Origin of the sequence: Paraburkholderia strydomiana, from assembly GCF_046030495.1 — a bacterium.
Classification (GTDB): Bacteria; Pseudomonadota; Gammaproteobacteria; order Burkholderiales; family Burkholderiaceae; genus Paraburkholderia; species Paraburkholderia strydomiana_A.
The window spans coordinates 298438-306168 of the sequence record NZ_JAQQCJ010000005.1; the positions used below are offsets into that span (position 1 = coordinate 298438).

Here is a 7731-nt window from a genome sequence, read left to right on the forward strand (position 1 = left end):
TAATGTAGTGAAAAAGAAAGGTATGTGGGGGAATTTACCTTTCATCAACAACTACATACTGTAAAAATTGCGCGGTGCCTCCAGCGTCCGACGCAGACAGGGAAGCGAACGGCGCCGGCTTACGCCGCACGCGTCATGCGAGCCCAATTCCCGCGCGAGTGAGCAAACGCTGATTGCGCTCCGAGAGATTCTTCATGCGCAACTGCTTGCCGGCCTTGCGATAGCGCTCGACCAATCCCTGCAACGCGGCCAGCGCGGAATGGTCCGCGAGCAGCAGGTGGCTGCAATCGACCGTCACGCGTTCAGGATCGTCGAGCGGGTCGAACAGTTCGTGAAAACGCGTGGTCGACGCGAAGAAGAGCGTGCCGCGCGGCACGTAGGTTTTGTCGCCGGCGCTGTCTTCGACATGCGCGTGAATTTCGCGGGCATGCTGCCACGCGAAGTTGAGCGCGGCGATCACGATGCCGCACATCACCGCAATCGCCAGATCGGAGAACACGGTGATGATGGTGACCGCGACGATCACCAGCGCGTCGTTGCGCGGCACCTTGCCGAGCACGCGCAGCGAGCCCCAGGCGAAGGTCTGCTGCGCCACCACGAACATCACGCCCACCAGCGCCGCGAGCGGAATGCGTTCGATCAGCGGCGCCAGGAACAGGATGTACATCAGGATCATCACGCCGCTGACGATGCCCGACAGCCGCGAACGGCCGCCCGAATTCAGATTGATCATGGTCTGGCCGATCATCGCGCAGCCGCCCATGCCGCCGAACAGACCCGACGCGATATTCGCCGCGCCCAGCGCCAGGCATTCGCGGTTCGGCTGGCCGCGTGTTTCCGTGATCTCGTCGGTCAGGTTGAAGGTGAGCAGTGTTTCGAGCAAGCCGACGATCGCCATTAGCACCGCGTACGGCAGCACCACGTGCAGCGTGTCCAGATTCAGCGGCACGGTGGGCAGATGCAGCGTGGGCAGGCCGCCTGCGATGTGCGCCATGTCGCCGAGCGTGCGCGTGGGCAGATGCAGCAGTTGCGTGAAGAGCCCCACGCCGACGATCGCCACCAGCGCGGGCGGCGCGGCGCGCGTGAGCCGCGGCAGCAGATAGACGATCGCCATGGTCAGCGCGACGAGGCCGCACATCATCGCCAGCGCACTGCCGTGCAGCCACTGTTCGCCTTGCGGCGTGCTCTGTTTGAAGTGCGCGAGCTGCGCGGTGGCGATGACGATCGCGAGGCCGTTGACGAAGCCCAGCATCACCGGATGCGGGACCATGCGGATCAGCTTGCCGAGGCGCAACGCGCCGAACAGCACCATCAGGATGCCGCTGAGTATCACGGTGGCGAGCAGATATTGCGCGCCGTGCTGCACGACGAGCGCGACGATCACCACCGCCATCGAACCGGCGGCCCCGGAGATCATGCCGGGCCTTCCACCGCACAGCGCGGTGATGGTGCAGATGAAGAACGCACCATAGAGGCCCATCAACGGATTGAGGTGGGCGACCAGCGCGAAGGCGATGCATTCCGGCACCAGCGCGAACGACGAGGTCAGGCCTGCGAGCACATTGCTTCTGATGCCGGGCAGCGCGGCGGGCCGACCGTGAGTGGGACTTGCGGTGTTCATTGTCAACGAGGTGGGGAGCGCGGGAGCGCGTGGGCAAGCGGCGTACGTGGCGAGGCACGTGGCGCGGCGCAAGTTGCGTCCGGCGGCCAGGCGTTCAGCCCTGACCGGAGAGAATCGCAAATTGGCGAAAGGTGTGGATTTTACAGCAGGACGGTTGATGTGACCGGTGAGGCGGGCAAGGTCGCGACCGCAAGGAACACCGCGACCTGACTTGATGCCGACGTCACGCAACCGGCGAGCGGCGGCGTGACGAGAGGCGGGCGCTCAGATGATCAGACGCGACACCTTGGTCCCTTCGACCGACACGCCGGCCATCAGGCCGCCGTTCGTCAGCACGAACGCTTCGACCGGGCTGGTGGCGGTGGACGTGTCGACCGCGCCGTTCGCGCCGACTTTCAGCACCGCGACGGTGGCATCCGCGCCGGCCGCCCATCCCTGGCTGTGGAGGAATGTGTCCAGCGCTTCCTGCGTCATGAACAGGAAGATGAGCGCCTTCGACTGCGCGCCGATCTGCAAACCGAACGATCCCGCGACGGTGCTATAGAAGCCCGTCGTCTGGCCGTTCACCCGCAAAGCGCCTTCCCCGTATTGTCCGCCGACCCAGAAGCCCGCCGAGATGACGGACGGGAACACCAGCACGCCGCGCGCCTTCGCGACCAGCTCGCGCGAACCGTTGACGTTTTCGTAGAGGCGCGCCAGTGTCGCGTCGACACCCGCGTTGATCGTATCGCGCCTGCCGGCATTGGCCGAAGGCGAAGCACTGGAGGACGGCGAAGTCGTCGTGCAACCGGCGAGGCTGAGGCCAGCGGAGGCCAGAGCAGCGCTGCCGGTGAGGATGAATTGTCGTCTGCGCATGTCGGTATTGTCCTTTTACGTTATGGAGGGACGGGAGGGCGGGTGCCGGTTCGCTTCCCGTGCGTATCCGGAGCCATGATGCCTTTGCCCCGCTGGCAGCACGCCCGTACGTCGGTTGCGAATTAGCAAACAGCGTACCCGACCCCGCGCATCTGCGCAGGGTCGGCGGAGTTGGATCGGGAGGTGGTGAGGAATCGGCGAGGTCGTGCGTCGCTTGCCGCGCCGTCTTCTGTCAGGCCGCCGGTCGAATGTTCTGGTTGTGGCGGAAAAGATTGTGCGGGTCGTAGCGGCTTTTTACCGCGACGAGCCGTTCGTAGTTCGGCCCGTAGGCTTCGGCGACGCGGCCGCCTTCTTCCTGCGTCATGAAGTTGACGTACACGCTGCCGAGCGAGAACGGCGCGGCGGCTTCGAAGAATGCACGCGACCAGGCGATGCAGCGCTCGTCGTCGGCGGCATCGTCCCAGCGGCCGTGGACGTTCATCGCGTACTGCGTATCGCGGCTCGGGTAGGCGGTGGCCGCAACCGGCACGCGCTGCGTCTGCGCGCCGATCTGGCCGAAGAAAATCTCGCACTGCGGCGACGGCAGGTTGCCGATCGCACTGAGCAGCGCGTCGATGAGGCCATCGTCGATGCCGCCGAGATTGTGCGACTTCCAGTAATTGCGCGCACCCGGCGTGAGCAGCGGATCGAACGCCTGCTGCCACATCGTGTACGGCATCGGGCCGAGATGTTCGCCGACCGGCGTCCCGAAGCCGCGTACGGCTTCCACCACGGCGGGCCCGTTGTCGACCGGCCCGCTGTAGCACATCGCGAACACGATCACCGGCGTGCCGTGGACTTCCGGCGGCAGGAACGGCAGCGGCGGCGCAAGCCGCAACACCGCCCACACGCTGAGGTCCTCCGGCATGCCGGCGTGCGCGGCGCGGTACTTGACGAGCGCGTCTTTCGCCTGCGCGATCGGCAGCACGACGAGGCCGCCATATACAAGCGGTCCGATCGGATGCAACTGGAATTCGAATGACGTGACGACGCCGAAATTGCCGCCGCCGCCGCGTATCGCCCAGAACAGGTCTTCGTGCGAATCCGCGCTGGCGTGGACCAGTTCGCCGTTGGCGGTGACGACGTCCGCCGCCACCAGGTTGTCGACCGTCATGCCGTATTTGCGGCTCAGCCAGCCGAAGCCGCCGCCGAGCGTCAAGCCCGCGACGCCGGTGGTCGAGTTGATGCCGAGCGGTGTCGCGAGCCCGAAGGCCTGGGCTTCATGGTCGAAGTCGTGCAGTGTCGCGCCTGGTTCGACATACGCGCGCCGCGCCTCCGGGTCGATACGCACCGACTTCATCGACGACAGATCGAGCACGAGACCATCGTCGCAAAGCGCGCTGCCGCCGATGTTGTGACCGCCGCCGCGAATCGCCAGCGGCAGGTTGTTGTCGCGCGCGAACGCGACGCCGTAGCGCACGTCGGCGGCGCCCGCGCAACGCAGGATCAGCGCCGGACGCCGGTCGATCATCGCATTCCAGATACTGCGTGCCTGATCGTAGCTCGCATCGCCAGGCAGCAGGAGCTGGCCTCGGATCGCGGATTTCAATTCGTCGGTAGCGCTGCTGGACACGTTAACCATGACTTGCCTCATTGGAGAGTGAACGGCGTTTCCCTCATCGCTATTCGGATGACCAAAGCAAACGGAACGCCAAAACAGAAAGCTGATTGAGAGCTTTGCTTGGGTCCAGTAAACGGGGCAGTTTGGCTAAATCAAACAAAGGTAAACCCGCGCTTGCCGGCGATCTCGCGCAAGCGCTCGCGCGATAAGCGTCCGTGAGCCACGCAGGCGACGATGAGCCGGCCCTGAGCCACGGATGGTGGAAATACTTCGGGAAAAGATCGCGCGGCGAAGTGTTGGATTGCGCCGCGCAGGTGGCTGCGCAGCGACACTTTTGGCCAGGCCTGACGTGCGTGCATGCGGGCCAGCCGCGCTGGAGAATCAGCCCTTCACGAGGCCGCCGTCGACGATCAGATTCTGGCCCGTCACCGCACGCGCCCAGGGCGACAGGAAGAACAGCACTGCGTCGGCGAATTCCTCGGGCGTCGTGACGCGCCGCAGCGGCGTTGAATTCGCGATCAGGTCGAAAACGAATTCCGGGGTGGCCGCGCTCGCGTCGGTGGTGCGCAGCAGACCGCCCGACACCATGTTCACCGTGATGCCGTCGGGACCGAGATCGTGCGCGGCGGTGCGCGTGAGCGACAGCAGTGCGGCTTTGGCCGCCGTGTAGTCGTGATACGGAACCACGGGATTCTGAAACAGATTGGTGCCGACGTTGACGATGCGCCCGAACCCGCGCGAGCGCATGCCGGCCGCGGCCGCCTGCATCGTGTTGAGTGCGCCTTTGAGCGAGCCGTCGAGTTGCTGCTGGAAACGCGGCCAGTCGATGGAGTCGATCGAGGGGCGTCCGTCGCCGTCGAACTGGAAGTCGGCCAGCGCGTTGTTCACGACCGAGACGATGGCCTGACCGGTTTGCGCTTGCGCCTCTTCGAACAGACGCGCGACTGCGGCGGTATCGGTGATGTCCGCCTGCAGCGGCAGCACGCGCTCGCCCAGTTCCTCTCTCAGCGCGTGCGCCAGCGTTTCGCTCTTGCGGTAGTTCACGATCACGCCCGCGCCTTCGCGCACCAACGCTCGCGTGATCGCCGCGCCGAGTCCGCGGGCGCCGCCCGTCACCAGCACCCATTGATCGGATAGAAGCATCTGTTTTTCCTGTTGTCGATGAAGTTGCGAGGTTCGTATTGTCACCTGAGTTGGGGATTGGCTCGCTGTGTGGGATAGCGCACGAAGTGCCCGTCTGCGGTTGAAAGGTCGTGGCAGGTTGGTGAAGGGCTTCTGGGAAGCGCTGTTTTTTGCCGGGTTTTTCGAGCTTTGGCAGTGATGGGTTGTGGTGCCGGGTCGAGGTTGAACAGTGAGTGCGCGCAGCACTTTCTTCGATCCTGTCTGTGGGATTGCGCTCACCCGGTTTCGGCAGCGGCTCGCTTGTGTGCGGATGAACACGCAGAAAGATCTGCGGCGTACGTTTTAACCCTGGTTGGTTGATGAAAATCGCGTTGGATTCGGTTGATGATTATTCGATTCGAGCGGGGAAGTGAGACGCATGGCTTGCGAAACAATAGTTTGGACTGCGTATCTAAATATAAAAAAGTCCGCGCTTTAAGAAGCTCTCGAATTGACTATTTCTGACGGTTCTACCCATGCCGCTAGCGGGCAGTAGATCTGCGATATCGCATTGCGTGGTCTAGCGCACGGTCGCCGTAAGTGGCTCCGCATAACTTCAACGTCCATCAGGCCATGCTGTGCCGTTCTAACGACGAAGTTCGCGCGCAGCCAGTCTCTTCTCTCGGATCACGCCAAATCGGACCGGGATTTTTCGCGGGAGAGGTGCCACGCACGATGCGCTTTTGCATCGCCCGCGGCAGCGTCGACTGGGCTTTGAATTTTCGTTTTTAACAGTGAGCAGAGATTCGTTCGTTATCTGGCCGGTCACTCTAGGTTGATAGTTAGGAGAATGAAATGAAAAAACAGAACGGGGACGCGCGGACATTGGGAACGCGGCGGGCGGTGTTGGCAGTCGCGGTGAGTCTGTATGCGGCGATGGCAGGAGCGCAAACGAATCCGGCGGGGTCGGCGGATCCGTCGACCAGTTCTGCGGGGCTGGTCGTGGCGCAGGCGTCGGCGATGGGTTGTCCGGCCGGAGGGGGGCCTGGTTGCGCGGTGCAGGGCGATGGCTTGTTCGCGCCAGGGCGCGGCGGCCTTGCGGCGGCGAACATCGGATCAACCACGGGTTCGCAAAGCGGCGGCGGGGCTCCGTCGACTGGCTCGGGCAATAGCGGCGGAAACGGTGTGACCAACTCTGGGTCAGGCGGGACTGGTTCGGGGAGCACGGGCGGGAATGGTAGTGGCAGTAGCGGCGGTAATGGCAGCGGCAGTGGCGGCGGGAAGGGCGGGGCGGGGGATGGCGGCTCGGGTGGTAGCGGGCCGGGGGGCGGTGGTGGCGGGGACGGTGGTGGTGGTGACGGCGGTGACGGCGGTGATGGTGGCCATGGAGATGGTGGTCACGGTCATGGGCATGGTGGTCATGGGCATGGCGGCGATGGTGATGGTGGCCATGGCGATGGTGGTCATGGACATGGCGGCGATGGTGACGGTGGTCATGGGCATGGCGGCGATGGCGATGGTGGTCATGGGCATGGCGGCGATGGCGATGGTGGTCATGGGCATGGCGGCGATGGCGATGGTGGTCATGGGCATGGTGGCGATGGTGACGGTGGTCATGGCGATGGTGGTCATGGGCATGGTGGCGATGGTGATGGTGGTCATGGCGATGGTGGTCATGGGCATGGTGGCGATGGTGACGGTGGTCATGGACATGGCGGCGATGGTGATGGTGGCCATGGCGACGGTGGTCATGGGCATGGTGGCGATGGTGACGGCGGCCACGGCGATGGTGGCCATGGCGGCACAGGTCACGGCGATGGCGGCCATGGCGATGGTGGTCACGGCGGCACAGGTCACGGTGACGGCGGTCATGGAGATGGCGGTCAAGGCGATGGTGGCCATGGCGGCACAGGTGACGGTGACGGCGGTCATGGAGACGGCGGTCAAGGCGATGGTGGTCATGGCGGCACAGGTCACGGTGACGGCGGTCATGGAGACGGCGGTCAAGGCGATGGTGGCCATGGCGGCACAGGTCACGGTGACGGTGGACATGGTGACGGCGGCCACGGCGATGGTGGTCACGGCGATGGTGGTCACGGCGACGGTGGCCATGGCGGCACAGGTCACGGCGATGGCGGCCAAGGAAACGGCGGCCATGGTGATGGAGGTAATGGCGGCACGGGTCATGGCGACGGTGGTCACGGTGATGGCAACGGGCCGGGTAATGGTGGTCCCGGCAATGGCGGCCATAGTGGTGGGTCGAGTAACGGCGGTCCCGGCAGCGGAGGCGGCCATGGCGGAGGCTCGGGCAACGGCGGTCCCGGCAATGGCGGTAACGGCGGCGCGGGTGGCGGTGGCTCCGGCAGCGGAGGCCATGGCGGAGGCTCGGGCAACGGCGGTCCCGGCAATGGCGGTAACGGCGGCGCGGGTGGCGGTGGCTCCGGCAGCGGAGGCCATGGCGGAGGCTCGGGCAACGGCGGTTCCGGCAATGGCGGTAACGGCGGCGCGGGCGGCGGTGGTTCCGGCAACGGCGGCCATGGCGGAGGCTCGGGCA

Annotated in this window: 6 protein-coding genes; 1 reads left to right on the forward strand and 5 read right to left on the reverse strand. The window is 65.0% G+C overall.

All coding sequences use genetic code 11. From position 1 onward, the window contains the following. Positions 1-133 precede the first annotated feature (133 nt). The 5 genes from PQQ53_RS09870 to PQQ53_RS09890 all read right to left on the reverse strand — a co-directional run bounded on the left by PQQ53_RS09870 (position 134) and on the right by PQQ53_RS09890 (position 5219). Entirely contained in the window at positions 134-1621 is a 1488-nt protein-coding gene (locus PQQ53_RS09870) for a SulP family inorganic anion transporter (RefSeq protein ID WP_408323883.1), read from the reverse strand. Between the two features lie 264 nt (positions 1622-1885). After that, on the reverse strand, positions 1886-2476 hold the full coding sequence (locus tag PQQ53_RS09875; RefSeq protein WP_408139115.1) for a BPSL1445 family SYLF domain-containing lipoprotein: 591 nt from the start codon (positions 2474-2476) through the stop codon (positions 1886-1888). Between the two features lie 232 nt (positions 2477-2708). Beyond that, positions 2709-4097, reverse strand: a complete 1389-nt coding sequence (locus PQQ53_RS09880) for an FAD-binding oxidoreductase (RefSeq protein ID WP_408139113.1) — start codon at positions 4095-4097, stop codon at positions 2709-2711. A gap of 131 nt (positions 4098-4228) precedes the next feature. After that, positions 4229-4435, reverse strand: a complete 207-nt coding sequence (locus PQQ53_RS09885; RefSeq protein WP_408139112.1) for a hypothetical protein — start codon at positions 4433-4435, stop codon at positions 4229-4231. Positions 4436-4457: 22 nt separating this feature from the next. Beyond that, complete coding sequence (locus tag PQQ53_RS09890) at positions 4458-5219, reverse strand: 3-oxoacyl-ACP reductase (protein WP_408139111.1); 762 nt, start codon at positions 5217-5219, stop codon at positions 4458-4460. Between the two features lie 1255 nt (positions 5220-6474). On the opposite strand from PQQ53_RS09890, the gene PQQ53_RS09895 reads away from it, so the two are divergent. Further along, on the forward strand, positions 6475-7731 hold a 1257-nt coding region (locus PQQ53_RS09895), incomplete at its 3' end, for a hypothetical protein (protein WP_408323885.1).